This window comes from Serratia sp. HNCC26DJ206 (assembly GCF_057180605.1).
Genome location: NZ_JBXUGP010000013.1, coordinates 70,108 through 95,538, shown reverse-complemented (window position 1 = coordinate 95,538; position 25,431 = coordinate 70,108). Strand labels below are relative to the sequence as shown.

General features: G+C 52.9%; 19 protein-coding genes. 8 read left to right on the top strand and 11 right to left on the bottom strand.

The window, feature by feature from the left end:
- Positions 1 to 4: 4 nt before the first annotated feature.
- Together AC2A1E_RS10725 and AC2A1E_RS10720 are read left to right on the top strand one after the other, a co-directional pair.
- Positions 5 to 724: a fimbria/pilus periplasmic chaperone gene (locus AC2A1E_RS10725; RefSeq protein WP_484383728.1), complete on the top strand. Its 720-nt coding sequence runs from the start codon at positions 5 to 7 to the stop codon at positions 722 to 724.
- A 25-nt stretch (positions 725 to 749) separates the two neighbouring features.
- Positions 750 to 1,898 carry a fimbrial protein gene (locus AC2A1E_RS10720; protein WP_484383727.1) on the top strand — a complete coding sequence of 383 codons (1,149 nt, stop codon included), beginning with the start codon at positions 750 to 752 and terminating at the stop codon, positions 1,896 to 1,898.
- A gap of 716 nt (positions 1,899 to 2,614) precedes the next feature.
- On the opposite strand, the gene AC2A1E_RS10715 is transcribed toward AC2A1E_RS10720, so the two are convergent.
- Together AC2A1E_RS10715 and AC2A1E_RS10710 are read right to left on the bottom strand one after the other, a co-directional pair.
- Positions 2,615 to 3,247 carry a hypothetical protein gene (locus AC2A1E_RS10715; protein ID WP_484383726.1) on the bottom strand — a complete coding sequence of 211 codons (633 nt, stop codon included), beginning with the start codon at positions 3,245 to 3,247 and terminating at the stop codon, positions 2,615 to 2,617.
- 42 nt (positions 3,248 to 3,289) lie between these two features.
- Positions 3,290 to 3,706, bottom strand: a complete 417-nt coding sequence (locus AC2A1E_RS10710; RefSeq protein WP_484383725.1) for a winged helix-turn-helix domain-containing protein — start codon at positions 3,704 to 3,706, stop codon at positions 3,290 to 3,292.
- 1,137 nt (positions 3,707 to 4,843) lie between these two features.
- On the opposite strand from AC2A1E_RS10710, the gene AC2A1E_RS10705 reads away from it, so the two are divergent.
- Positions 4,844 to 5,659, top strand: a complete 816-nt coding sequence (locus AC2A1E_RS10705; protein WP_484383724.1) for a winged helix-turn-helix domain-containing protein — start codon at positions 4,844 to 4,846, stop codon at positions 5,657 to 5,659.
- The gene (locus AC2A1E_RS10700) at positions 5,656 to 6,126 is read left to right on the top strand and encodes a hypothetical protein (RefSeq protein ID WP_484383723.1); all 471 of its coding nucleotides are present in this window, start codon (positions 5,656 to 5,658) and stop codon (positions 6,124 to 6,126) included. The genes AC2A1E_RS10705 and AC2A1E_RS10700 overlap by 4 nt, the downstream gene beginning before the upstream one ends.
- A gap of 171 nt (positions 6,127 to 6,297) precedes the next feature.
- On the opposite strand, the gene AC2A1E_RS10695 is transcribed toward AC2A1E_RS10700, so the two are convergent.
- The 8 genes from AC2A1E_RS10695 to AC2A1E_RS10660 all read right to left on the bottom strand — a co-directional run bounded on the left by AC2A1E_RS10695 (position 6,298) and on the right by AC2A1E_RS10660 (position 17,760).
- Positions 6,298 to 8,691 (bottom strand): beta-N-acetylhexosaminidase, encoded by a 2,394-nt coding sequence (locus AC2A1E_RS10695; RefSeq protein ID WP_484383722.1) that lies wholly within the window; start codon positions 8,689 to 8,691, stop codon positions 6,298 to 6,300.
- 180 nt (positions 8,692 to 8,871) lie between these two features.
- Positions 8,872 to 10,260, bottom strand: a complete 1,389-nt coding sequence (locus AC2A1E_RS10690; protein ID WP_484383721.1) for an amidohydrolase family protein — start codon at positions 10,258 to 10,260, stop codon at positions 8,872 to 8,874.
- A gap of 13 nt (positions 10,261 to 10,273) precedes the next feature.
- The gene (locus AC2A1E_RS10685; RefSeq protein ID WP_484383720.1) at positions 10,274 to 11,224 is read right to left on the bottom strand and encodes a carbamate kinase family protein; all 951 of its coding nucleotides are present in this window, start codon (positions 11,222 to 11,224) and stop codon (positions 10,274 to 10,276) included.
- A gap of 157 nt (positions 11,225 to 11,381) precedes the next feature.
- Entirely contained in the window at positions 11,382 to 12,932 is a 1,551-nt protein-coding gene (locus AC2A1E_RS10680) for a xanthine permease (RefSeq protein WP_484383719.1), read from the bottom strand.
- Positions 12,933 to 13,171: 239 nt separating this feature from the next.
- Positions 13,172 to 14,590 carry a YlbE family protein gene (locus AC2A1E_RS10675; RefSeq protein WP_484383718.1) on the bottom strand — a complete coding sequence of 473 codons (1,419 nt, stop codon included), beginning with the start codon at positions 14,588 to 14,590 and terminating at the stop codon, positions 13,172 to 13,174.
- Complete coding sequence (gene fdrA / locus AC2A1E_RS10670; protein ID WP_484383717.1) at positions 14,590 to 16,137, bottom strand: acyl-CoA synthetase FdrA; 1,548 nt, start codon at positions 16,135 to 16,137, stop codon at positions 14,590 to 14,592. The genes AC2A1E_RS10675 and fdrA overlap by 1 nt, the downstream gene beginning before the upstream one ends.
- The gene (locus AC2A1E_RS10665) at positions 16,115 to 17,080 is read right to left on the bottom strand and encodes an oxamate carbamoyltransferase subunit AllH family protein (protein WP_484383716.1); all 966 of its coding nucleotides are present in this window, start codon (positions 17,078 to 17,080) and stop codon (positions 16,115 to 16,117) included. The genes fdrA and AC2A1E_RS10665 overlap by 23 nt, the downstream gene beginning before the upstream one ends.
- 74 nt (positions 17,081 to 17,154) lie before the next feature.
- Positions 17,155 to 17,760: an ankyrin repeat domain-containing protein gene (locus AC2A1E_RS10660; protein WP_484383715.1), complete on the bottom strand. Its 606-nt coding sequence runs from the start codon at positions 17,758 to 17,760 to the stop codon at positions 17,155 to 17,157.
- Between the two features lie 419 nt (positions 17,761 to 18,179).
- On the opposite strand from AC2A1E_RS10660, the gene AC2A1E_RS10655 reads away from it, so the two are divergent.
- The gene (locus tag AC2A1E_RS10655; RefSeq protein ID WP_484383714.1) at positions 18,180 to 19,109 is read left to right on the top strand and encodes a LysR substrate-binding domain-containing protein; all 930 of its coding nucleotides are present in this window, start codon (positions 18,180 to 18,182) and stop codon (positions 19,107 to 19,109) included.
- A gap of 157 nt (positions 19,110 to 19,266) precedes the next feature.
- Here AC2A1E_RS10655 and mgtA read toward each other — a convergent pair whose 3' ends face one another.
- A complete protein-coding gene (gene mgtA / locus AC2A1E_RS10650) occupies positions 19,267 to 21,975 on the bottom strand; it encodes a magnesium-translocating P-type ATPase (protein WP_484383713.1) in 2,709 nt (902 codons plus the stop codon).
- Positions 21,976 to 22,372: 397 nt separating this feature from the next.
- Between mgtA and treR the strand changes: the two genes are divergently transcribed.
- The 3 genes from treR (at position 22,373) to treB (ending at position 25,400) form a co-directional block, all read left to right on the top strand.
- On the top strand, positions 22,373 to 23,320 hold the full coding sequence (treR, locus tag AC2A1E_RS10645; RefSeq protein ID WP_484383712.1) for a trehalose operon repressor TreR: 948 nt from the start codon (positions 22,373 to 22,375) through the stop codon (positions 23,318 to 23,320).
- A gap of 54 nt (positions 23,321 to 23,374) precedes the next feature.
- Positions 23,375 to 23,731: an SH3 domain-containing protein gene (locus AC2A1E_RS10640; protein WP_484383711.1), complete on the top strand. Its 357-nt coding sequence runs from the start codon at positions 23,375 to 23,377 to the stop codon at positions 23,729 to 23,731.
- A gap of 253 nt (positions 23,732 to 23,984) precedes the next feature.
- Positions 23,985 to 25,400, top strand: a complete 1,416-nt coding sequence (treB, locus tag AC2A1E_RS10635; RefSeq protein WP_484383710.1) for a PTS trehalose transporter subunit IIBC — start codon at positions 23,985 to 23,987, stop codon at positions 25,398 to 25,400.
- Positions 25,401 to 25,431 lie beyond the last annotated feature (31 nt).

Here is a 25,431-nt window from a genome sequence, read left to right as displayed (position 1 = left end):
GAGTATGCAAATCAGACAGAAAGTCGCCTTGTTGGCCGTGCTGTTCCTGGGAAGCCAGGCAGCCAATGCAGCTATCGCACTGGATCGTACCCGGGTGATCTATGACGGACAGAGTAAGTCGGTCAGCCTGAATATCAGCAATGAAAATAAAGAGTTGCCTTATCTGGCGCAGGCCTGGATTGAGAATGACCAGCATCAGAAAATTACCACGCCGCTGGTCGCCACACCGCCAGTACAACGGCTGGAACCCGGTGCTAAAAGTGCAGTCCGTATTGCTGCCACACCGGAAGCCATGGCTTTGCCTCAGGATCGTGAGTCACTGTTCTATTTCAACCTGCGCGAAATTCCGCCGCGCAGCGAGAAGGGCAATGTGATGCAGATCGCGTTGCAAACACAGATCAAACTGTTTTACCGACCACAGGCGATTGCCCCTAAAAAAGGTGAAATTTGGCAAGAGCAAGTGACGCTGCAACAAACGGCACAGGGTTACCGGATTGAAAACCCAACCCCTTATTATCTGACCGTCATTGGGTTGGCAGAGAAAAATAGCACCAAGGTTGATGACAATTTTCAGCCATTGATGATCGCACCTAAATCCACGGGTGAACTGAAATCGAACCATTTCAGCCAACCTGTCTTGACTTACGTTAACGATTACGGTGGCCGACCAGTACTGAATTTCAGTTGTAACGCGGGTAATTGCCAAGTGGTAAAACCGACATAAATGGCGATTGCCAGGGGGAAGAAACATGAAAAGGGATAGGTTTATCCATAGCCTGCGGAAAATGGCACTGGTGGCGGGGACTCTCTGCCTGGCATCGTATAGCCTGCCGGGTATGGCAGTTATCACTGCAAACACTTGCGTCGCAGCAGGCATGAGTGCAGGTCCCTATATTGCGCAGGCGTTGCCTACCACGTTAACCAACGGGACCGTACTGGCCTCGCGCGTTTTAACCACCACCTTTAAATACAGCAAAACCGGTACCACGGCAGATACCTTGATAACCGGGAGTTGGTTTGTTGGCGGAACCTATAACAGTACCTATAATACCGTGCCAGTGAGTAGCACAGCTAGCGCTGCGAATCTCGTGCCAGGCGTCGGTTTCCGCATGTCTAATATCGGCAGTTTTCCAGGTGGGTTTACCGATAGCACCATATTCAACAAGCTCAATGTCCGCACGGTCTCTACTCCGGGCACCAATCTTACTGCTGTAGATTACTGGTTGCAGGAATTGGTGGTGACTAATGCTGCCACCTACGTAGGGGGACAAATCACCAGCCTTGGCAGTGCGGGGGTCGCCATCGCATTCGGTAACCAAAAAGCCTGGGATGACAAGAGTACTGCCGCAGGTGCCAGCCGCTGTGTGAGTTATCAGGCCTTTATCGGGTCAAGTGCCTTGGCGCCAGAAGGTGGGGGAGCTGCGGCTATCCCTCCATTACCCGTGCCCAAAAACCCGACCTGCGACTTAGGCGGCGCCAATATTGTTGTGCCGTTACCGAGTGTGGACAGTTCCACCCTCAAGAACAGCGGTGATATCAGTGGCAGCAAATCGTTTTCCATCCCGTTAGGTAACTGCGGTAAAGATGCTAAACCCTATATCACGTTTACCGACAGCAACAACAAAGCCAATCGTTCTACAACGCTGGGATTATCTGCGGCAAGTACCGCCACTGGCGTAGGGATCGTGATCGAAAGAAGTGGCGGCAATTTAGTGCAATTTGGTGCACAGAACACCAGTGTCAGTGGCAGCAATGTGGGGCAGTACTTAGTCGGCACCTCAGCAGCAGACGGCAGTTCAATTCCACTGAATTTAACGGCTAAATATATTCGCACCAATGCCGAGCTGAAAGCGGGCGAGGTAAAAGCTGATGCTATTTTCACCATCGCTTACCCTTAAGTTTCCGTGGAATGCTTGAACATAAGATAGACGCTATGACTCAATGATAAAGGCAGGTATTCTTCATTAACTCTCCTTGAATACCTGAATATATCCTCAATCATTCGCGTTGCAGTAAAGCGTTGAGCAACCGCTCAACGCTAAATCCCACCCTCTAGGGAATGAGAAAAATGCCAAAAAAAACAACACCATCCCCATAATGTCTCCCCATCCCAAACGCGGTTCTGTCGCGCCGGCAAAATTGAACCGAATGCGCCCCGTGATTACAAAAGCCCCTTTACACCACAACGGATTAAACGGAATGACCGAACCGGTTGCTAGGCTCACCGATCCCAATGTTTATCCTGACTGGGTTGTTGTTAAGGTTCGCTACTGTGGTGAAGTGATCAACTACTCCCTGCGCTTTGCTCTGGGTAGCAGCTCCGAATATCTGAAAGTTCTATTGGAGAGGAGTTAGCAGTAACTCAGATTCACTACACTGAAAAGAGGCATACAGGCGGTGCGGTGCTAGTGACACTGAATAAATTCACCAGCATAGATGTGTTAAAGGTGGGGGGTTATCTGGCACATCGAAAAGTGGAGGATGCGGCGACAGAACTGACGATGGGGGGCAATGCGCGGTTTTAGTTTTACTCTCGGGTCCGGTGATCGTCCGAGCGATCACCGTTGTGCACTGGCAATTATACAGAATAATTTACAAGTCCCCGTGATTATCATTAAGCGAAACAGGAAAGCTTCATTAACGCAGAAAATTGCTCACCGTTATAATTAGCAAAAAAATGATCTGAAGACGTGACACCAAGCTTCGCCAAGGCTGAGTTTTTATGGTTATACAACGTCTTTTGCTCTCTGCCACTGCTTTGGCTCAAATTATTAATACTCTTTCTCTTGGCTAGCTCCGCCAAAACAGCTCTTTCTGTTCTGGTGAGATAGGGCCTTTTTACTCGTCTTGAATCTGTGATGTGCAGTATGTTATTAATTTTACGTAGCAAAGCCAAAACTGGCTCTGCTTTATTGTAAATACTACAAGAGTAAAATTTCAGAATCGCTATCGGAAACTGCCCTTCGGGGTACCTATGTGTAAAGATCACTTTAGGTCGTTTCTTATGAGACTCGTAGATCTCATCCAGCCAAGTAAAAACGGCTAATAGAGTGAATTCAATACCACTCATATCAATGATAATGACATCCCAATCAGAGGATGGCATCTCTGCTAACTCATTAAATGAGTGAAAAACATCCAAATTTGTCACAGGAGAATAGACGTTTTTAAGTAACTCTTTCACACCTAAACTTGCGAACTTATCCTCATCAAGCAATGCAACGTTTAGTGGTTTTACTACTTTCATGTTAATTCCTTATCATCTACGGCACGTTGAAAGTGCTATTACTTAACTGACAACGCTACAATCATCTTCTGTCTTGAAATAAAGCTTTAATATATATTTACAGGTTATGCTATAACCTTCACCTCGGGAGTAATTGATAAAATCATCAGGTACGCCTAAATACTGGAGGTCTTCTTCTAATTTTTTCACCACTTGTAACAGTCGTGGATAAGAAGAGCTTAAACTGCTGGCTTCCCAAACGTTACTCAGTAACTCCTCTCTGCTGACAATAATGTTGTTCGCTTTCTCCAAAAGATAACAAAGCAACTTCATTTTGGTCGTCCTGACTGAAAGAGTCCTGGGCTCGTCTTTTTTTGTGGTTGTCACTTTGAATAAGTTTTGATGTAATAAGTCGACTTGCAGACAACATCCATTATCAAACTTTATCAAATATCCATAATGGTTATTTTTATCCAACATGCAGACTCCTTGCTGAAAAACTCAACTCCTCAGCACTGCTCATTAATATAATCACGGTAAAGTTATAAACTCCCATAATAACCTCCTGGCTAAGACTATTCTCTGTTATAAGATTGGGTGCCACAATCCCAATACTTTAATGTAATTATTTGTCAGATTATTATATTACTTACTATTTTTTATCAAAAAAACAGTAATATAGTGGCTGTAGAGTGAAAAAATTAAGGATATGCAGAATTAAAATCTAATTACTGGTCGCAGTATAGAGTAAGCGTTTTTCTCTTTTTTACTGTATTTTATAGAGCTATCACCTTTTTTCGCTTTCAGGTATTACTCTTCATTTATTTACCTGCATACATACACTATAATCATATCATTTTAATATTTTCACAACATATCTCTTGTTGATAACATTAACGTACTGACAATGACATTTTCATGAGGCCTATCGTATCGCTGAAATTTCCCTGATGAAAGAGAAAACGTTGTATTTAGATATCTAATTAAGACTAAAAAGTATCTAAACCACGCTTAAAAGAAATTTAAGCCTTTTAGAAAACCTAAAATCAAAAATAAAAAACACATAAAAATCAACATCATATACCTATTATTTTGTTTGACCTCGTGATGATTTGCCAAAACAAGATAAATGGTAAAGACATATTCATAAAATGAGTCAAAGACATGAAAGCTGCTTATCAAGCTATTTAAACCATTAATCTAAAATGTTTCTAAAAAAAAATGCGCTTCTATTCCATCACCTTCGTCTCACTGTAAACCCCGAATACTCCCTTTCTGTGCACATCAACACGCTGTGCCAGCACGATAGCGATAGTTATACTTATGGGGAGCAGAGCATTTCTCTTGATTAAAATCAATAAATAACAATGGAATATGAAAATCGTAAAATAAAATCATTTGATATAACCAGAGACTGCCATTTTGAATTACACTTAGGTAACACATTGTTTTGTAGACGAAGCGTCACGATATTGCTGTGATATCAATAACGTGGCCGTCATATGATAAGCAACAGGGCTAATCTTGGTGTTGTTTAGGTTGTCAGCGCTAACTTGAGACATCACTTGAGATTTAACATAATGATATATAAAAATAAATTCACTAGCCTGGTGGAACATGAGCAAGCGATACATCATTGATTCAAGTTTTGAATTTTGGCCAGAGACCTATCAGTTGGTCGCTTTCGGAGCTGAAAATATTACCATCTCCCTTAATATGCCAGCCAGTCGCTGCTTGGAACTGCTTATCGAGCAGCGTTTCAGCCTCGTTCCCCAGAATGAGTTTTACGAATACGTTTGGGGAGAGGAAGGTCATAGCGTTTCGGTTAACACGCTCTATCAGAATATAGCCCTGCTTCGTAAAGCGCTAAAAAGTATCTCCAATAAATATGCAGTTATGGTGCTAACGGTCACTAGGCAGGGATTTAAACTCAATCCTATTTTTACCGTGCAGGAAAAACTGGGTGAGGAAGTGATCGATACGACCACCAATATCCCATCAGAGATCCTGACTGATGAAGTTCCACATAAAGAGATCGTGCTCGTGCAGGCCAACTCACCGTCATCCTGGTGGAGCCAAGAGAATGCCGTACTAAAATGTCTCCTGGCTTGTGTGATTCTCATGTTGATAATGACGTCGGCGATACTCTATCTCTCTTTGGAAGGAACAGAATCCTCACCGCTAAGCCATTATTCGCTCTATCCTGATGAGACTGAGTGTACCACTTATGCCAACACCTTCATTCCCGAGGTGTCAAGAAGGATACAAATGATTAAAGAGTTAGGTGTCGATTGCCAAAAAAAACCTTATCTGTATATCACCTTATTTAGTTATAGCACTCGGACTTCCGCCGTTTCCTGTAATACCCGAATAGACAGTAACCCGCCCCCTTCCTGCATAACTTATAATTTTATTGGGAAGGACATAAGATGAAAAAAATATATATCACCGCCAACATTCTTGCTGTTCTGGCTTTGTTTGCTCTGCTTTACTATGCCTTTATCAATAAGTCGCCAGATAATATAAACATTTCTTGTCATGGTACCTTGGTGAGTGGCAATCAGCATACAGCAAGTAGGATGCGGGTTTCTTTATTCTTGAACGGAAATCGCGGGCGAGTTAACTTCGATGGCATCGTAGAGAGTGCTAACCATCGGATAACCGTTATACGCAGAGCGTCCTCATTCTTTCTGGCCCGCCACGAAAATGGCTATATGATAAGTCAATCTATCGTCTCCGAACTCCCAGGAAATACAGCCTCAGCAGACGTATTAAGGAGCATGTTCCCTTCTTTTATGTTGCTTAATGGCGAAGATTATAGATTTAACATGTATTCCTTAGGAGATAGTAACTTCATTTTTATGAGTGACAAATTTGTGACCTTATACTGTTCTCGTTAGCCCCTCTATACGTGTGCACCATTCATCTCACCTTCGACTATTTTATGCCCCGTTTTATCGCAGCCAGGAATAAATATTAACTATCAACCTGACTGCTTCAGCATTTCTTGATGATAATGAGAGTATCGAACGCTCATTGCAGGGCCAAGGCTGAGCCCTGCAATGATAGAGTTAACGTACCGTAATGCCGCGCAATAACGCCTCCAACGGGTACACCGCCGCAATTACCACTTCATCACGGATCTGCGCAGCGGCATCCAGTTGCTGTTGTGCCTGTTCGGCTTCGGCTTGGCTCAATGGCTTGCCTTGCTGATAGCGATCCAACAGCATCAGCCCCAGATCGGCCAACGCGCTAACGTCCTGCGCCAGCGGAGCCAGATCCTTCATCACCACGTTGCCCGCGATCGCTTGCTGCACTGGCGCACCGTTACGCTGCCAGTGTTGTAAACGCGCACGAATCGCCTGAGCTGCCGCCTGCTGATTCTTGTCTTGCAGCAGCAATGCCACCTGAGCGTGCAAATCACGCACCGCTGCACTTTCCGCCGGCAACGCATCGGCAAAACGGTTTAGCGGTTCGAACTGATGATAGTTATCGGCTTTGAACTTCAGATGATTGCGAGTGTAATACTGCCCCGGCTCCACGGCTTCGGCCAGGATCTGCAACGGCGCGATCTCCACGCTGTTAGCCAAGCGGGTGAACTCGCGCGCGGTTGCAGCATGCTGCTGCAAGCCGACGGACACCACCGACCAGGCATCCACCGCCGCCAACCGCTGATACATATTGCTTTCATCGGTAACCTCTTTCGCCGACCACAGGCGCTCCGCCACCGCAAAGGTGCGGGGCCACATTTTGATATCGAGGATCGGCGCGCGAATGTTTTCCGCCCAGAATGCAGCTTCGCCACCCAGAATATTGGCCTGATGCTGTTCATCCGGCACCACCGGCATTTTACCTGTCGGGATCGCCGCCAATTGGCTGCCAGTAGTGGGATAACGCACATTGCCCACCCGCGTATAGCCGGTCAATTGATCCTGCTGCAACGTCAACACCGGGCACGTTTCCCCCATCCAACTGTCGAGGCAGAAAGTCACCTGTTCCGGCGTGCGCCACTGAATATCCTGCACCGCACGGCGCGATTTACCTTTGAAATCAATAAATCCACGCCAACCCTCTTTGCCTTCAATCAGCGTGAAAGAGCCTTCAACCGCGCTGCCCTTAAAGCGCGGCATGCTGAACTGCCAACTTTGCGCGTTTTCCCCCTCCCGCACCTCCGTCACCACGCCCAGCGGCTGCGGCAAAATCTCATTGCGGTAGTGGTAAGCGGTGCTTTGCGGCTGATCGAGGTAAAAACCGGTGGAAAGAATGCCTTGATAACCGTCCTGCGCGCTGGCTCCCAAAGAGTCCGGCCCCTGCCAGGATTGGATCACAATGTTATGCGGCAAGGCCGGGTGATAAATCTCATCCCACCCCACCATGCGGCGCTGATGTTTTTCGAGGATGTTTTCCAGCTTCTGGTTGAAGAAGGCTTGCAGCGCATGGGCATCCGCCAGTTGGTTCTGCTGCATAAATGCCTGAATGCTTTTCGACTCGTTCCATTGGCTGGCATCCACTTCATCGCCGCCGATATGCAGATAAGGATCGGGGAAGATCGCCACCAGTTCGCCGATAATGTTGTCGATAAACTGATACACCCGGCTGTTGGCAGGATCGAGCGTCGGCTTATGCACACCCCAGGCACGTTCCATCTGATAAGGCCCCGGTGCGCTCATCAGCTCCGGGTAAGCCACGGCGATAGTGGAAGCATGGCCGGGCAGATCGATCTCCGGCACCACGCGGATCCCGCGTGCGGTGGCATAGGCCACCACCTGCTGCATCTGCTCGCGGGTGTAAAAATGGCCATCGCTGGCCAGTTGTTGCAGTTTGGGGTAATGCTCAGAGGCAAAACGCCAACCCTGATCGTCGGTCAGGTGCCAATGGAAGACGTTGAGTTTTGCCGCCGCCATGCCGTCGATCTGGCGCAGAATATCCGTAACCGGCAGGAAGTGACGCGCCGAATCCAGCAGCACACCACGCCATGGGAAACGCGGCACGTCGGTGATGTTCACCAACGGCATAAAGGTATTCTCACCGTCGGTCTGCACCAGTTGCAGCAGCGTTTCCATGCCGCGCAACGCACCAAAACGCGTGTTGGCGGTGAGCGTTGCGCCCTGTGGCGTCACCTGCAATTGATAGCTCTCGTCGCTATCCGGCATAGGCTGTGGTGCCACCTGCTGTTTGATGATGATAGCAATGGTGGCCGCCCCGTTTTGCTCCACCTGCGGTGCCAGCGTCCAGCCGGTTTGGCGCTCGAGACGATCGCGCCAGCGGGGCAAAGCTTCTGCCAGATCGCCCCCCCGTATGCTGAGGGTTAAACGATAATCCAGCGGCAGTTTGCCTTGCGGCTGCGCTAGTTCAACCTGCTGCGGCCAAGGCATCAGCGGTAAATCACCCGCAGGCAGCGCTGCGGCATTGAGGGAAAATAACAGCGAAGCAGCCAGTAGCGTATAACTGAAGGGTTTGTGCATCAGAAATTCCTCAAAGGAAAAAAATCAAAATAACCAAAGAGGTAGATAAAGACCGAGCGGCGTGGGGATGTCCAACCGCGAGGGCAAAAAAGGGGGGTGGATCACAGATGGATTTAGGGATTGGGAAGGTGGCGATGTTGTCCCTTACTCCAACCCCTATTCATAGAGAAGGTGTAGCTATCAGGCTTTGCTGCCCTGCCCAACTCGCCCCCACACCATCTCCCCCTTGTGGAAGGTGGCGGTTCTCGGCGAAATCCGCGCCACCGCCTCGGCGGAACAGGAGGCGTCCACCAGCACAAAGCTGGCGTCGTCCTGGGCTTTTGGCCATACGCGCTCGCCTTTATCGTTCAGCGGCAGCACATCGCCGGTAGCCACCGCCAGCGCGCGCGACAGGGTTTTCTCGTTCGGGCGAATGTAGAGTTGGGCATAAAGGTTGGCCTTTTCCAGCATGTCCCCCAGACCATACGGCGACCAATGATCGATCACGCTGTCGGTGCCGGTCATCACGAACACCCCCTTGTCGCGCAACTGGCTAAGTGGCATATGCAGCGTGCCGATCGGCACCGAGCTGGCGATCGTCACCTGTTGCGCCGCCATGCGGGCTGCTACTTCATCGACCTGCTGCTCATTGAGCGTTGCCAGCGCAAAGGCGTGGCTGATGGTCAGCTTGCCTTTCAACTGCGGGGTTTTCTCCACGGTGCTCAACATATAATTCACCGCCGCCATCCCCGCCGGGCTGGTTTCATGCAGATGGATATCCACGCCTTTGTTGTAGTCCAGCGCGATCTGGAACATGGTGTCCAGAGACTTTTCCATCGCTCCATCAACGTTGGTCGGGTCCAGCCCGCCCACATAGTGGGCCCCCGCCTGCATCGCTTCGCGCATCAATGATTCAGACTTGGAGAACAGCAGGCCATGCTGTGGAAAAGCCACAATCTCACAGCTGAAACCAGACTGACGGCGCGCCAACACCGCTTGCAGGTTTTCCAGGTTCTTCAGCCCCGAGGTGGGTTCAACGTTGCAATGGCTGCGGGCGGTGGTGGAACCGAATGACTGAATCAGGTCGATCAGCTTTTCTGCCCGCTCTTGGGTAAAAGGTTGCAGCTCGGGCAGCAATTTCTGCTCCAGCACGATCATATCCTTGATGGTAGTACCCGCCGGGCGATTGAGCGCACGCCACGGGCCGCCGTAAAAGGTTTTGTCCAGGTGGATATGCATATCGCGCATCGCGGGCAACATCAGCTTACCGCCAGCATCATACGCCGGTAGCGTGCTGTCCGGGTGCTGGCGGTTATCGCGCAGAGCAACAATTTTGCCTTGGTTGATCTCCAGGGTTTTCAGTTCAGTACGGGTGCTGACCGGGGTCGCCCCTTCAAACTCAAAGCCCGCTTCCAACCGCACGTTATCCAAATAATAGTGCGGGTCGGTAATTTTCATCGGTGCCTCCGCCTCGGCCGTTTTGGTAGTAGCTGCATAACTGACCGAGCTGGCCGCGCTCAAAAACGCACAGGCGGCAGCCACTTTGCCGCTGCGGCTTAAAAACTCACGACGGCTTTTATTCTCATTCATCTGTTCTTCCCTTTCAGAGGTTGACGATATGGGTACCGGTTTCACCGCGCAATGCGGCGGGCAAACAATCCGGCGTGGTGATCACCACGCGTTTTCCACCATCCTGTAAAAACGCCAGGCTGGCCGCAATCTTCGGCAGCATACTGCCGGGAGGAAAATGCCCTTCCGCCATGTAGCGGTTCATCTCTGCCACATTCACCCGATCAAGCTCGCGCTGATTCGGCTTGCCGAAGTGAATGCACACCTTCTCCACGCCGGTGGTGATCACTAAAACATCTGCACGGATCTCCCGGGCCAGCAGCGCGGTCGAGAGATCTTTATCGATCACTGCGTCCACGCTCTGATAATCCCCCTGCGGATTGCGGATCACCGGAATACCGCCACCACCGACGCCAATCACCACAAATCCCTGCTGTGCCAATGCTTTAATAGCGTCGGCTTCGATAATCCGTTTGGGCTCCGGCGAAGCCACTACCCGGCGATAACCGCGCCCAGCATCTTCCACAAAACGCCAGCTCGGCTGTTGCTGCTGTAAAGCATCGCGCTGTTCAGCACTAAAGAATGCCCCGATCGGCTTGGTGGGGCGCATAAAGCCGGGATCATTTTTATCCACTTCCACCTGGGTCACCACCGTTACCGCTTTCTGCTCACCACGCTGTGCCAGCCGGTTGTTGAGCGCCTGCTGAATAAGATAGCCGATGCCGCCCTGAGTATCCGCCACGCAGTTGGCCAGCGGAGTGAGCGGCAATCCTCCGTACTCATGCGCAATCTCCGCGCGGCGTAATTCCAGCCCCACCTGCGGGCCGTTGCCGTGGGTGAGCACGATGTCATAATCCGCTGCCAGCATCTCCAGCACCGATTCGGCCACCGCTTTCACCGCCTCGGTCTGATGTTCAACCGACTGGCTGGCGTTGTCTTTGATAATACTGTTGCCACCGATGGCAACCACCACAAGTTCTTTCATCTGCGTTATCCGGTAAGAAATGCTGCCTATCCGTTCAAGGTAGGGCCGGGTGATCTTCCCCAGGGAGAGGGGGTTGAACGTGCCACAAATTGACGCCTGTACCAACCACAACCCCTAACGGCCCCCTCTCCCACGGGGTGAGGGGAACTCACTGAAGTTACACAGTTTTACTGGGCTCCGGCGCTACAGCAGGGGCCTCTTCGCGGCTATCGAGGAAATGTTTCACCACAAACATGCCCGCCATCATCAGATAGGCCACCACGAACAGTAACGAGTTGCCCCCCGCAAAGCCGACCATCGGTGAGTGGATCACGCCGAATAACGCCAGCAGCGCGCCAGTTGCTGCCGCCACCGCACCGCGCAGCGGTTTGTTAATGATGGCGAAAATGGCGATACAGCCCCACAGCATACTGGCAAGCGGCGCGCCGTTACCCAAATGCACCAGCCCCTGGTAGTACACGCCCTTGCTGTGCAGTACCTCAGCACCAAGCTTGGCGGCCGAGGTGCCCGCCGCCGCCATCACGCTGTTGACCATGGTCAGCGCCCAGTTGGCAATCCACGGGAACAGGCAGATAAAGATCACCGGCACCTCCGCTTTCGGCGTTTCCCTCACCACTTGGTTGGCGGTCACCACACCGATAAATACCAGAATCGGCACAATCGCGGTCATCGGGATCACCGCCAGCATAAAGGCCCCCAGCCCGAACAACGGCACGATAAACATGGTGACGCCGGAAGCCAGCGTGTAGCCAATGCTGGCCCCCATCGCTTTCCAACCCGCGTGACCCACGTAAACGGTCACCGGGAACGGGTTGCCCATCAGGCAACCGAGCATTGAGGAGAGGCCGTTGGCCATCATCACTTTACGGGTGTTGTAGTTGTCCCCCGCCGCGTGCGCGCTCTCGATGTTCTCCAGGTCAAAGATGTAGTTCGCCAAGCCCAGAGGAACGGCGGAAGCCAGGTACGGCAGCGCGTGCGGTAAGCCTTGCAGGAAACTGTCAACGTGCACGCCTGGCGGGTTGAAACCAAAGGAAGACATCGACGCTTTAATCGCTTCCGGGCTTTGCAGGCCAGAGATCCACGCCAGCGCGGTACCGGCCAGCAGCAGCAGTAAACCGGTGGGAATACGCGCGAAGATCGGCTTTTTGCCAAACCAGTTGATAAAGATCAGCAGCAGCACGATAAACGAAACGGTGGGCGCTTCGAACGCCTGTAACATCGGGTTCATCGCCAGCAGCAACAGCCCCAGGCCAGACAGGCAGGAGAGCAGCACGGTACGCGGGATCATCTTGCGGATGGTTTCGCCGAGGAATGAACCGCCCACCAGGATCAGCGCTTCGACAAAGCACCACACCAGGCCGATCTGAATAGCGAAGTTGGCATCACCGGTCTGCTGATAAACCGGCATCAGCACCAGAAAGGTCACGGTAAAGATCGACGGTGCGCTGGGGCCGGACGGCAGCGCGGTCACATCCGTACGCCCGGTCTGGCGCGCCATCTGTAGGCCAAACCAGGTGTAGCAGATGCTGGCCATCAGCACCGCCAGCCCAAAGGCCGGAGCGATGCGCCCGTAAACAATCTCTTTCGGAATACCCACCACAAAGATGAGCAACCCCATCATGGTGAGCAGGTTGGTCAGGTTATTGGTCATCAGCCCGAAATAGGCCGCCCAGTCACCGCGTTTCCACTCTAATTTTATTCTGTTCATGGACTGTCCTTCACAGGTCGTTAAAACACGCTCTACGATCCACGGGATCGCTATCGGTCCTGCAGGTGAACAACATTCTGGTTCTGGTGTTGGTTTGCTACCTTGGGGCTATAGCCCCTGTTATTGTTTTTCAAGTTGCAGCCAGGCACCAAGCTAACTCATCCCCAGGAGCTTACTCAGGTAAGTGACTGGGGTGAGTTAGCGCAGGTAACAACGCTGCGGCTTGAAAGACGACGGGGTTATTGGCAGTAGCGATCGCGATAAGCCAGTAACGCCTGCTCAAAACAGGCAAACGGCGGATGCACAATACCGGCGCCAATCATGCCGATCCCCGCGTCTTTGTGCGCGATGGCGGTGTTAATCACCGGCAGAATGCCGCTGCTGCCGACCTTGGTGATATCGATCGCCGTCGGGATCCCCATAAACGACAACAGTGGAATGGTGACATTGGGGTTTTCGCCCAGGGTGATCTCGCGCATCTGGCGGGAGAAATCGATCGCCTCATCCACCGTGCCGCCCACCAGCGCGACAATCGCTGGCGCGGTCGCCATAGCAAAGCCGCCAATGCCGTAGGTTTCGGTAATTGCGCTGTCGCCGATATCCAGCCCGGAGTCTTCCGCTTTATACCCGGCAAACATCGGGCCGATCACCTGCTGCGCCGGGCCGGTAAACCACTGGCCGGGCAACCCGCTGATGCGCAGGCCAAACTCCACGCCGTTACGCGCCATGGTGGTGACCACGGTGCTGTACTCAATGCCGTGCGCCGCATCCATCGCCGCTTTGCACATCGCCATCCAGGTCGGGCCGGAGAAGTAATCACTGCTGGCGACAAAATCGAATACCTCACGCTGCTGCTCCACCGGGTAACCGGTCTGAATAATCCACGGCGTCAGCGCCTGGATCAGCAGCGCAGTGCCCGCGTTGTTGCGGTTATGGCACTCGTCGCCCATATGCAGCGCCTGGGCCAGCATCAGCCGCAGGTCGATCTCCCCCGCCAGCTTCATGGCATCCCGCAGCATCGGGCCTTGCACATCACGCATCCAGTTCAGGCGGTCAATCACGCTCTGGTCGTTGGCCCCCATGCGCAGGATCTTCGCCATCTGCTCGCTCATATTGGTATAAGCACGGTTGCCGTAGGTTTTGTTCTCGACGATGTGCATAAACATTGACGCAGAAGTGACGCCCGCCATCGAACCCACGCAGTCATGCTCGTGGCACGGCGAGAAGACGATCTCGCCAGAGGCCGCCAGCTTGGCCGCATCGTCCAGATTGGCCGCCAATCCTTCAAACACCAGCGCCCCGGTCACTGCCCCTTTCATGCCGCCGCACATCTTTTCCCAGCTAATCGGCGGGCCGGCGTGCAAAATGGTGTGGCGGGTCATGCCCGGTACCACGTTAATCGCCTGGTCGTAACCCACCAGCACCGGGTGCGACTGAATAATGCGTTCCAACGCCAGTTGGTTTGCCGCCGCGATCTTGTCGGCAAGATCTGGCGAGGCGATCTGATCCAGCGCTTCGATCACCGCCACGTTGCCCTGCCCCGGCGGCGTCCAGTCGAGATGGGTCACCGGCACATGCTGTTTTTTAAGATCGTCACTGAACATCGCCAGGCCAACGTTGATCACATTCAACGGCTGGTTAAATAATGTATGGCTCATCAGGCTTTCTCCCCTTTGCAGACAAATTCACGCGCCAGTAACCCGGTATTGGTGCTGCTGCTCGCCCAGATCACGCCCGCGTCCGTGAGCATCTGGCATTGCTGTTGCAGCGATGGCGTATCAAGATCGGTCCCCAGCACATAGCCGAGGATCTCCAGTGGCCGTTGCTCGCGGGCGGCAATCGCCTTGGCCTCTTTGATCGCCTCGATCATCACCCCCACCGGATCCTGGTGAGCACCAAAGCCGAGCACAAAATCCAGCACGATCACGCCAACTTCAGGATCGCGCGCCTCTTGCAGCAGGCGGCTGATACGGTTAGTCGGGTCGATCATCGGGTGTGGTTTGCCGTTGGTGAAATCATCATCGCCAAAATCGAGGAAGGTATGCGCTACGCTCTTATTCAGATCTTTCAGGCGCATCGCCGGGTCGGGTTGGATATTGCTGTAAACATCAGCGTATTTTTCCAGGGCGGCAAACATCGCCTCGTCACACAAAGTGCCACCACAGAACAGCCCGCGAATATATTTTTGCTGCGGCGTCAGTTTGGCGCGCACTTCTTCAATCAGCGGCCAGTTGAGCGGGTGGAGATCGAGCGATTCTTGCTTGATACCGGTGAGCAACACTGCTTTTAGCGCGGCCTCTTTAGTGCCGCGTGCAAACTGCAACCCATCTTCGTCTGCAGGCGGCGCATTGCGCCCGAGGAAACAGACCACCACCGGCTTGCGGCAGGCACGGGCGAGTTCCAGCACTTTGCGCGCCACCGCTGGCGCAGGCGGCTTGGAGATCAGCACAATCACCGCCGTTCCGTCGTCTTCCTCCAGCATTTGCAAAGCGTCGAGCATCATCAGGCCGCCGATCTTTTCACTCAGATCGCGCCCGCCGGTGCCAATCAACTGCGAAATACCGCCGCCAAACTCATGGATGCGCACGCTCAGTTCCTGGCTGCCGGTGCCGGACGCGCCGATAATACCGATGTTGCCCCGGCGCACCGCGTTGCCAAAGCACAGGGCCGCACCGTTGATAATCGCCGTGCCGCAATCCGGCCCCATCATCAGTAGCCCTTTCTCATGTGCCAACTGTTTCAGCGCCAGCTCATCGTCAATCGAGACGTTATCGGAGAACAGCATCACGTTGAGATTGTTCTCCAGCGCCTGGCGGGCTTCGCGCGCCGCGTACAGGCCGTTTACCGCGATCACCGCGAGATTGCTCTCTGGGATATTGACCTTGGCGCTGGCCAAGGTGGCATAGCGCGCCTCGTGCCGGGTGCCTTTATCTTTATGGGTGAACAGCGCTTCAATCGCTTGCAGCGTGGCTTGGTTCGCCTCTTCGCTGGCCCCTTTGATGACTATCATCAGGTCGCCATTTTTGGCCTCTTCCAGCTCCGGGGTTAACAGCCCCAGGTTCTGTAACACTCCTTTGTTCATCTCGGTGGCCATCGCCACAAACGCCTGTTCAACCCCGTCCAACTGGTTGGCTTTGGTCGAGATCGACATCAGCGAAACGGAATCAAACCAGGTGTTCTTTTTAACCATGATCCTGATGGGCATATTTTTCTCCAAAATATGAGGTCAAGAGGCAGGCATCCGCCATGCCATGCAGCATGTCGTAACCTGAACTTGAGCCGATCTGTTTAATCTCGTTAATGGTGTGAATAATAAGGTGGCGATCGTCATGCACTATTTGGGTTATCAGGTTGCTAATAACCTGCCGATAGCGCTGATTGATTGCCTCCGCTAAAGTGATTGCGCTCAACAGCGTGGTTTTTTCTTTCGCCTTTTCCAGCGCGGCGAGAAAATTCTCGCGATAATGTTGCGCCGGGTGGCCAAGAATAAGTAATATCACGCAAAGCCCAACCAGATAATCATCACCGGAAGGCGTTAAACCAATCCCTAAGCCAATAAGGGAATATATTGCTTCGTCAGGAATTTTATTCCGCCGCATTGCCATTAATAATGCTTCACGATGACGCTGTAATAACCTGGCTATCTCCTGATGAAATATATTGTCACCACGATAATGAAAAAGTGAATTGCCGGATATTGCGTGCTGATTAATCCATTCCCCCCATCGCTGCCAATCAATATATTTAATGCTTTCAGCCGTTAAACAGTGCTCAGGCTGTTGCCATAACTGGCAGTGGGAAAAATCAATCCATTTATCCTGACCAATTTCAATACCGCCCGGAGAAAACTGTACCCGTTCACCGGGGCTAAATACCTTATCGCAGTGCCTGAGCGCTATTCGGCAGCTATTGGGGGCGTTATCGTACTCATCACTTAATAACGTATAGAGCATGTGCTGCTCTGGAACGAACAGGTTTACCGCGCGGGAAAACACCTGTTCGACCTGCCCGCTTAGCCGCTGGCGGGGGAAAGCCCCCTCCGCCGATAGCGCTGTGATGCACTGCCTGAGTGGCGGTGCGATAGCGTTTCTCCTTGATACCCAAAATAATTCGAGTTGCTTGCAGGCGGCAACTGAACGAATCCCCAAGAGCTTACTCAAGTAAGTGACTAGGGTGAGTGAAGGCAGCCAACACCCAAGCAACTTGAAGTATGACGGGTATATTATGCGCCAGCAGCAACCAGCAGTTCTGCAATCTGGTGATAGCCTTTTTCACGCGCCAGCGTCAGCGGCGACTTACCATATTTATCGGTCATATGGGGATTGGCGCCGTGATCGAGCAGTAATTTGACAATTTCCTGCTGTTTGGCCCCGCCATCATTAAGCACAATCGCTTCCAGCAACGGCGTCCAGCCGACAAAATTGGTGTGGTTGACGTTGATATCGGTGCGCGTTAATAATTCGCGCACAATTTCAACGTGGCCTTTTTCACTGGCGGGGGTGATCCCTACGCCACCGAAACGGGTTAAACGATCCAAATCTGGTTTGGCGGGCAATACCAAACGCAATAGTGTTAAATCATTATTTAAACAGCTAATCAGGAAAGGATTAAAACAGGTTTGATCCTGCTTATCAACATCCGCACCGGCGGAGATTAATAATGCCACGCAGTCGTAATGTTTATTCAAGCTGGCTAGCGTAATAGCGGTTCTGCCTTGGCGATTGGTGGTATTAATATCCACACCATTAGCCAAGCATTTTTTCAGTGCATCACTATCGCCCTGTTCCGCAGCAAAAAGAAATGCGCTTATCAATTCTTGCTCTGGCATATTTTGGCTCCCTCTTTTCTTGTGGGCTTCTGATACTTTTCATTGCTACTGAGAATAGCAACAGACGCAGAAGAAAAACATCCGCTTAAAAATCATTCATCGCAAAGGGAAGCATTATTGAATGGTTTTCAACAATCAGGGCAAAATGTGCGGCAGCGCAGGCTTTCTCTGGCGTTTTCACTGTTTATTCAGGGGAAACGCCTCTGCGATAAACTGGCTTTTATCGCTTGCTACATCAGGCTTTCAACAAATCATCAGAAGTGTGACTCTCTTCAAATCAGTTGTAACGCCAGTGTTAAATTCCGTTCAATACTGGTTGCCCATCAGGAGAATTACCAATACATTCAACCCTGCGGCCGGAGTGGATTTCCCCTTCTTCGGTCACCACCATCAGGTGGGATGAATTCGGAGCCCAACGCATGAATTCCATTTTTACCGAAGAGAACCTGCTGGCTTTTACCACCACGGCGCGCTTCGGCAGCTTCAGCAAAGCGGCCGAAGAACTGGGCCTGACAACATCGGCCATCAGCTACACCATCAAGCGCATGGAAACCGGGCTGGATGTGGTGCTGTTTAACCGCAACACCCGCAGCATTGAGCTCACCGAATCCGGCTTCTATTTCTACCGTAAGGCCACCGATCTGCTGAACGATTTTCACGCCATCAAGCGCGGCATTGATACCATCTCGCAGGGCATTGAGGCGCGGGTGCGCATCTGCATTAATCAGTTGCTCTATACCCCACGCCATACCGCCCGGCTGTTGCAGGTATTAAAAAAGCAGTTCCCTACCTGCCATATCACGGTGACCACCGAGGTGTACAACGGCGTTTGGGATTCCATCATTACTCATCACGCCAATGTCGCGATTGGCGCACCGGATACCCTGCTGGATGGCGGTGGGATTGATTACACCGAAATTGGTGCCATCCGTTGGGTGTTCGCCATTGCGCCCGATCACCCGCTGGCGTTTATGCCGGAACCGATATCCGAGAGCCAGTTGCGGCTGTATCCGAACATCATGGTGGAAGACACCGCGCATACCATCAATAAAAAAGTGGGCTGGTTGTTACACGGCCAGGAAGCGATTCTGGTGCCGGATTTTAACACCAAGTGCCAGTGTCAGATTTTGGGCGAAGGGATTGGTTTTCTGCCGGAATATATGGTGCGTGAGGCGGTGACCGAAGGGGTTCTGGTGATCCGCAACATTCATAACCCACGGCAGGATTCCCGCATGTTGTTGGCCACGCAGCATGCGGCAACCGGGCAGGTTACCCAGTGGATCAAAAAGCAGTTCGCGCCGGGCGGAGCGCTGACCGAGATTTATGCCGATTTGCTCTATCGTATCTAAGGGGGGACATCTAGCCCTAATGCTTGTCAGTTAAGGCTAACCCATTCCCTTGGGGAGAGGAGACGAGCACCGCACTACAAGCCCCTCACCCCGGCCCTCTCCCACAGGGAGAGGGGGCGACTCCTTTAGCCATTGATGTATGATTTCCCCACAAAAATTACTGCCAGCCATAACGGCGCACAAACCAGCCTTTCACGCACTGGGTCAACACCATGTAACCGGCCAAAATCAGCACCAGCCATGGGAAGTAACTCAGCGGCAACGCCTGCAATTGCAGAAAACCGGCCAGCGGCGAGAAGGTCAGGCCGATACCGGTGGCGATCACCGCCAGCGTCATCACGCACAGCGGCCAGGAAGGGCGGCTCTGGATAAACGGGATTTTGCGCGTGCGGATCATATGGACGATCAGCGTCTGCGACAGCAACCCCTCCACAAACCAGCCAGATTGGAACAGCGTCTGCATTCCTGGCGTATTGGCTTTGAACACAAACCACAGCAGGCAAAAGGTCAAAACGTCAAAGATCGAGCTGATCGGCCCGAAGAACACCATAAAGCGCCCCAGATCGCCGGAGTTCCAACGCTGCGGTTTAGTGATCTGATCGTCGTCCACGTTGTCGAACGGAATGGCGATCTGTGAAATATCGTACATCAGGTTCTGGATCAGCAAGTGCAGCGGCAGCATCGGCAAGAAAGGTAAAAAGGCGCTGGCAATCAGCACGCTAAACACGTTGCCGAAGTTGGAGCTGGCGGTCATCTTGATGTATTTCAGCATGTTGGCAAAGGTGCGACGGCCTTCGATCACCCCCTGTTCCAGCACCATCAGGCTCTTTTCCAGCAGGATGATATCTGCCGCTTCTTTGGCGATATCCACCGCCGAATCCACAGAGATCCCGATATCCGCCGCCCGCAGCGCCGGAGCATCGTTGATGCCATCCCCCATAAAGCCGACCACATGCCCTTGCTTGCGCAGCAGTTGCACAATGCGCTCTTTGTGCAACGGCGTCAGCTTGGCGAAGAGCGTGGTGCGCACCGCCGCCTGAGTCAGTTCTTCATCATTCATCCGTTCAACGTCGCGGCCAAGCAGCACCTGATCCGCCGCCAGGCCAACGTCTTTGCACACTTTGGCCGCCACCAGCTCATTATCACCGGTGAGGATCTTAACGGTGACGCCGTTCTGTTTCAGCGCTGCCAATGCCGGAGCCGTGCTCTCTTTCGGCGGATCGAGGAAAGCGATATACCCTTCGAGGATCAGATCCGCTTCATCCAGCACGCCATATTCATATTCTGCCGCTGGCAGGATCTTGTTGGCGACGGCCACTACGCGCAACCCCTGCTGATTGAGATCGTCAGTCACGCGGCGGATGCGTGTCAGCAAAGCGTCACTGAGCGGGATCACCTCTTCGTCCTGCCGCACATGGCTGCAGATCGTCAGCATCTCTTCCAGAGCGCCCTTGCAGATCAGCTCGTGATACTCTTGGTCTTTCTCCACGATCACCGACATCCGGCGGCGTTCGAAATCAAACGGGATCTCGTCCACCTTACGGTAATGCTGCATTAACTCCGGCTGTTGGTGCTCATCGGCACAGTTCAGCACCGCCACGTCCAGCAGGTTTTTCAGCCCGGTCTGATAGAAGCTGTTCAGCCAGGCATAGCGCAACACCCGTTCGTTATTGGCACCAAACACGTCGGTATGGCGCTCCAGCACGATCTTATCCTGGGTCAGAGTGCCGGTTTTATCGGTACACAGAATGTCCATAGCACCAAAGTTCTGGATCGCATCCAAGCGTTTGACGATCACTTTCTGGCGCGACAGTTTGACCGCCCCCCTCGCCAGGGTAGAGGTGACGATCATCGGCAGCATTTCCGGGGTTAAACCCACCGCCACGGAAAGCGAAAACAGCGCGGCTTCCCACCAATCGCCCTTGGTGTAGCCGTTGATCAACAGCACGATCGGCGTCATCACCAGCATAAAGCGGATCAGCAACCAGCTCACTTTGCTGATGCCGCTCTGGAAGGCGTTCGGCTGCTCATCCTGGCCGATCACACGCTGCGCCAACTGGCCGAAGTAGGTATTACGGCCGGTGCCAATCACCATCGCCAGCGCGGTGCCGCTCACCACGTTAGTGCCCATAAAGCACAGGTTCTGGCACTCCAGCGGCGAATCCAGCGGAGCACGCGATTCAACCCTTTTTTCTACCGGCAGCGATTCACCGGTCAGCGCCGCCTGGCTGATGAACAGATCCTTGGCGGAAAGCAGTCGCAGATCCGCCGGGATCATATCTCCGGCGGCCAGTTTGATGATATCGCCCGGCACCAGCTGAGAAATCGGCAGTTCCACATGCGCGCTTTTGCCGGTCAGCGCGTCGCTGCGGTAAACCGTTGCAGTGTTACTCACCATTGCTTTCAGCGCATCCGCCGCCTTGTTGGAACGGGCCTCCTGAATAAAGTGCAGCAGCGTGGAGATCGCCACCATCAGGCCAATCACCAGCGCACCGGTCAGGTCTTCGGTGGCGTAGGAGATCAGCCCCAGCAGCGTCAGCAACAGGTTGAACGGGTTGCGATAGCAGTGCCACAGGTGGCGCCACCAGGTCTCGGCCTGCTGGTTTTCAATTACGTTGGCACCAAACTGGCTGCGTGCGGTTTCCGCCTCGCGGTCGGTGATGCCTTCCGGGTGGCTGTTGAAGCGCTCATAAAGCTGCATTTTACTGGCTGCCGCGCACTCCAGGCGCTGCTGGGCCAGACCAGTGGGCAGTTCATGTGCCGCTCCGCTGACGCTTGCCAGCAGGGCATCGCGCCGTACCAGGCGGCGCGGTAGGCTGCGGCTAAACAAGCCGAGCAGTTGACGGGGAATATTTTTGAATTTCATGGTGCGCACCTTGTCGCCCAATGCCTCACGACAGTGGATGAACAGCAAATCTGCACGCCGCAACGCTTTTTGGCACGCCAAAAAACGCCCGCCTAGGCAGATGCTCTATATGTTAACAACAGGGGCGAATTGCGAAGCACACGCCGCTGTTTACCGTTTATTTCACCGATAAAACAGCCACGCAGCGCGAAGAGGCTTTACCGGGGAACCGAATAGCTGTTTTCGGGGCTAGGATCAGGGTCCATACGGGCAATCATCTCCGGTAAATAAAAAGAGTGAACGACAATCGCAGTCATTCTGTTTTGCACAAAGATTCGTTGAGAAAAATACGCTATTGTGACGGGTATAAATCGTATGCTGTAAGTCTAGACCTATTAACATAAACAGTAAGTAAACCATGCAAAACCGGCTGACAATCAAGGATATCGCCCGCCTGAGCGGAGTAGGCAAGTCCACCGTCTCACGCGTGCTTAATAACGAAGGCAGCGTAAGCCCGCAAACCCGTGAACGGGTGGAAGCGGTGATCCGCAGCCATGGCTTTACGCCATCCAAGTCGGCGCGGGCCATGCGCGGCCAAAGCGATAAAGTGGTGGCTATTATCGTTTCGCGGCTGGATTCGCCATCGGAAAACCAAGCGGTGCGCACCATGCTGCCGTTGTTGTATCAGCAAGGTTTTGACCCGATCGTAATGGAAAGCCAGTTTGAAACCCGGCTGGTGCAGGAGCATCTGCATGTGCTGCAACAGCGCCATGTCGACGGGGTGATCCTGTTCGGCTTTACCGGCCTGACCGCCGCGATGCTCGCCCCCTGGCAGGAAAAAATGGTGGTGATGGCGCGTGACTACCCGGGGATTTCTTCCGTCTGTTACGACGATGACGGTGCGGTGAAACTGCTTATGCAACGGTTGCGCAAGCAAGGCCATACCCATATCAGCTACCTCGGTGTGCAGGAAGCGGACGCCACCACCGGGATGCGCCGCCACCAGGCCTATCTCGACACCTGCCGTGAGTTAAAGATCCCGCCGGTTGCCGCACTCGGTGAACTGAACTATCAGAGCGGTTTCCAACTGGCCGCCAGCGTGATTGAGCCACACACCACCGCGCTGGTGTGCGCGTCGGATACCATCGCCCTCGGCGCGATGAAATACCTGCAACAGCAGCCCACTTCACCGATACAGGTGTGCGCAATCGGCAATACCCCGTTGCTTAACTTCCTGTTCCCTGAGGTTTTTTCCGTCGAACTAGGCTATGGATCCGCCGGACAGCAGGCTGCACAACAGCTACTGGGCCAGCTCAGCGGTGAGCTCGGTATTCGCCAGATTATTATCCCCAGCCAGTTGGCCTGATTAGGGGCCTGAAGCACAACAAATTAGATAAGTGAGTTATTTATGGAAAACAAGATGCAATTCATTGCAATTGGTCAACATCGAAGTGAATACCCAGACCCTATAACGTTCACAAGTGGGACTCAACTTATTATAGGGGATAAGTATGAAGGTGATGAAGATTGGGATAATTGGTATTTCTGTACCGTACCAAACCATTCCGGCGGCTGGGTTCCTGAACAACTTATAGAGCGAAGCATCAAACCTGGCCAGGGTGTGGCGAAAGATGACTATACGGCAAAAGAGCTTGATGTTGATGAAGGTGATAAGTTTCAGGCGATAAAACTCCTGAACGGCTGGTTATGGTGCCAGCGACTCTCAGATAATGACATTGGGTGGGTGCCGATAAAAATCCTTAAAAGAATAGAATAAGTTAGCTGTTTTTTCAGAAATAACCGCACCAAACAAGCCAATTTACCCGTCTTTTGTCGCAAAAGACGGGTTTTGCCATAGAACGAGCAACGCTTCAATCTGCTCAACACCAGAGCTTATCTTCATGCTATTGCAGTTTTATTCGCCATTCTGTGATCCTCAACTCAAAATGGGAACGTTCCCATTTCATAAAAACCCACGAATGACTAAGCTTTATTTATCCCCACCTCTGCGCCTAAAAAAGGGTTTCATCATGAGTAAAGTTCAGCAGCAGGATATTGACCGCCTGATTGTGCTGGTGGGCGGCCGCGAGAATATCGCCACCGTCAGCCACTGTATTACCCGCTTGCGTTTCGTGCTTAACGATCCCGCCAAGGCCGACCCCAAAGCTATTGAAGAGCTGCGAATGGTCAAAGGCTGCTTTACCAACGCCGGGCAGTTCCAGGTGGTGATTGGCCCGGAAGTGGGCGATTACTATCAGGCGTTGATCGCCACCACCGGCGGCAACGAAGCCAACAAAGAACAGGCCAAGCTGGCCGCACGCCAGAACATGACCTGGTCCGAGCGCGCCATCTCGCACTTCGCCGAAATCTTCTTCCCGCTGCTGCCTGCGTTAATCAGCGGTGGTTTGATCCTCGGTTTCCGCAACGTGATCGGTGATATCCCGATGTCTGGCGGCCAAACGCTGGCCCAGATGCACCCAGCGTGGAAAACCATTTACGATTTCCTGTGGCTGCTCGGTGAGGCCATCTTTATGTTCCTACCGGTCGCCATCTGTTGGTCAACGGTGAAAAAGATGGGCGGCACACCGGTGCTCGGCATTGTGATGGGCATTACCCTGGTTTCACCCCAGCTAATGAACTCCTATCTGCTCGGCCAGCAGGTGCCGGAAGTGTGGAACTTCGGCTGGTTCACCATTCAGAAAGTGGGTTATCAGGCGCAGGTGATCCCGTCGATCCTCGCGGGCCTGACGCTGGGCTGGATCGAAACCCGTTTGAAAAAGATCGTGCCGGATTATCTGTATCTGGTGGTGGTACCGGTGGTTTCTCTGCTGCTGGCGGTGTTCCTGGCGCATACGCTGATCGGTCCGTTTGGCCGCATGATCGGCGACGGCGTAGCCTGGGCGGTGAAAGCGGTGATGACCGGCAGCTTTGCGCCGATCGGCGCTGCGCTGTTTGGCTTCCTGTATGCGCCGCTGGTGATTACCGGTGTGCATCAGACCACGCTGGCGATCGACATGCAGATGATCCAAAGCATGGGCGGCACGCCGGTCTGGCCGCTGATTGCGCTTTCTAACATCGCGCAGGCTTCGGCGGTGCTCGGCATCATCATTATCAGCCGCAAGGCCAACGAGCGTGAAATTTCAGTCCCAGCGGCGATTTCTGCCTACCTCGGCGTCACCGAACCGGCGATGTACGGCATCAACCTCAAATACCGTTTCCCAATGCTGTGCGCGATGATCGGCTCAGCCATGGCGGGCCTGATCTGCGGGTTGACCGGCGTGATGGCCAACGGTATCGGCGTCGGCGGTTTGCCGGGCATTCTCTCCATTAAACCGCAGTTCTGGGCAATCTATTCTCTGGCGATTCTGGTTGCCGTGGTGGTCCCGCTGTTGTTGACCATCATGGTGTACAAACGCAAGGCCAGCCGCGGCGAATTGCCGGTCTGAATCAATAAGGGGCCTGCCTGCGGGTGGGCCT

Bases quoted from the DNA above. Each gene is read 5' to 3' on its own strand.
- AC2A1E_RS10725 (WP_484383728.1), top strand. From the start codon at position 5: ATGCAAATCAGACAGAAAGTCGCCTTGTTGGCCGTGCTGTTCCTGGGA.
- AC2A1E_RS10720 (WP_484383727.1), top strand. From the start codon at position 750: ATGAAAAGGGATAGGTTTATCCATAGCCTGCGGAAAATGGCACTGGTG.
- AC2A1E_RS10715 (WP_484383726.1), bottom strand. From the start codon at position 3,247: ATGAAAGTAGTAAAACCACTAAACGTTGCATTGCTTGATGAGGATAAG.
- AC2A1E_RS10710 (WP_484383725.1), bottom strand. From the start codon at position 3,706: ATGTTGGATAAAAATAACCATTATGGATATTTGATAAAGTTTGATAAT.
- AC2A1E_RS10705 (WP_484383724.1), top strand. From the start codon at position 4,844: ATGAGCAAGCGATACATCATTGATTCAAGTTTTGAATTTTGGCCAGAG.
- AC2A1E_RS10700 (WP_484383723.1), top strand. From the start codon at position 5,656: ATGAAAAAAATATATATCACCGCCAACATTCTTGCTGTTCTGGCTTTG.
- AC2A1E_RS10695 (WP_484383722.1), bottom strand. From the start codon at position 8,691: ATGCACAAACCCTTCAGTTATACGCTACTGGCTGCTTCGCTGTTATTT.
- AC2A1E_RS10690 (WP_484383721.1), bottom strand. From the start codon at position 10,260: ATGAATGAGAATAAAAGCCGTCGTGAGTTTTTAAGCCGCAGCGGCAAA.
- AC2A1E_RS10685 (WP_484383720.1), bottom strand. From the start codon at position 11,224: ATGAAAGAACTTGTGGTGGTTGCCATCGGTGGCAACAGTATTATCAAA.
- AC2A1E_RS10680 (WP_484383719.1), bottom strand. From the start codon at position 12,932: ATGAACAGAATAAAATTAGAGTGGAAACGCGGTGACTGGGCGGCCTAT.
- AC2A1E_RS10675 (WP_484383718.1), bottom strand. From the start codon at position 14,590: ATGAGCCATACATTATTTAACCAGCCGTTGAATGTGATCAACGTTGGC.
- fdrA (WP_484383717.1), bottom strand. From the start codon at position 16,137: ATGCCCATCAGGATCATGGTTAAAAAGAACACCTGGTTTGATTCCGTT.
- AC2A1E_RS10660 (WP_484383715.1), bottom strand. From the start codon at position 17,760: ATGCCAGAGCAAGAATTGATAAGCGCATTTCTTTTTGCTGCGGAACAG.
- AC2A1E_RS10655 (WP_484383714.1), top strand. From the start codon at position 18,180: ATGAATTCCATTTTTACCGAAGAGAACCTGCTGGCTTTTACCACCACG.
- mgtA (WP_484383713.1), bottom strand. From the start codon at position 21,975: ATGAAATTCAAAAATATTCCCCGTCAACTGCTCGGCTTGTTTAGCCGC.
- treR (WP_484383712.1), top strand. From the start codon at position 22,373: ATGCAAAACCGGCTGACAATCAAGGATATCGCCCGCCTGAGCGGAGTA.
- AC2A1E_RS10640 (WP_484383711.1), top strand. From the start codon at position 23,375: ATGCAATTCATTGCAATTGGTCAACATCGAAGTGAATACCCAGACCCT.
- treB (WP_484383710.1), top strand. From the start codon at position 23,985: ATGAGTAAAGTTCAGCAGCAGGATATTGACCGCCTGATTGTGCTGGTG.